Origin of the sequence: Pseudomonas sp. GM33, assembly GCF_000282295.1 — a bacterium.
GTDB classification, from domain to species: domain Bacteria; phylum Pseudomonadota; class Gammaproteobacteria; order Pseudomonadales; family Pseudomonadaceae; genus Aquipseudomonas; species Aquipseudomonas laurylsulfatiphila.
Genome location: NZ_AKJO01000203.1, coordinates 1 through 867, shown reverse-complemented (window position 1 = coordinate 867; position 867 = coordinate 1). Strand labels below are relative to the sequence as shown.

Here is an 867-nt window from a genome sequence, read left to right as displayed (position 1 = left end):
TCGACCATCCCGACTGCGTTGTAACGGATATCGCTGACCAGCGGGAACTCATCGGCCCCCATGGGCTGCAAAAAAACCTCGCGCAATTGCCCGGCGCACGTGCGGCCGAAACGACGACGGTTGAGCATCGCATCGGTTTGCGAAGTGATTTCACCGAGGGCGTCGTAGCGCCAGCGACTGTCCAGTCCGGGGCCCGCCTCCAGCAGGACATCGCGCGCCTCGACCTCGGCAGGCCAGTTCACCGGGTCCAGGGACTTGAGGAAATGGCTGGTCTCCAGCAACGGTAAACCGTGCACAGCGTAATCGGGCATGTGCCGGGTGGTGGCCGGGTCGTCATGACGAATCAACTGACCACACTGGTTGCGAGGGCTGCCACCGGGATCGCCATAGAGAAAGCGCTCGACGACCCGCGGCTCTCCACTCTCCAACTGCTCGGTAATGGCCAAGGGGCGCAGTTGCTCGTCGTAGGTATGTTGCGCAGAGCTGCGACTGTCCCAACGCTGCAGCAGCTGATTGGCCTGACCGGGTAACGACAATGTCCAGCCGGCATCGACACTGACATTCAACAGCAGGTTGCCGGACAAGGTAGGGACCGAGGTGCGGTTCGGCCCTCGCCCTTCACAGAAAAAACGCGGATCCTGACGCTCGACTTCACGGCCCTGCGGATCGAACACCTGCCGTGTGATATGCGGTTGTGCCGGTTGCTGCACATCGCGGCGAGCAAAAGCGACCGCGCGCACTGTCAGGCCTCGCGGATCAATGACCGTGAGGCTTGGCGTATGGGTGTGCAAGCTTGGGCTGTTCATGCCGTATGAATAACATGCAGTGCCGGGGGCGGCTACTGACAGAAATGACAGTGGGTGAGGT

The 867-nt window shown here is 61.6% G+C and carries 1 pseudogene; it reads right to left on the bottom strand.

Annotated elements, in window-relative coordinates:
• Positions 1 to 806 (bottom strand): annotated as a pseudogene (locus tag PMI26_RS00025) (C2H2-type zinc finger protein); the annotation flags it as partial.
• Positions 807 to 867 lie beyond the last annotated feature (61 nt).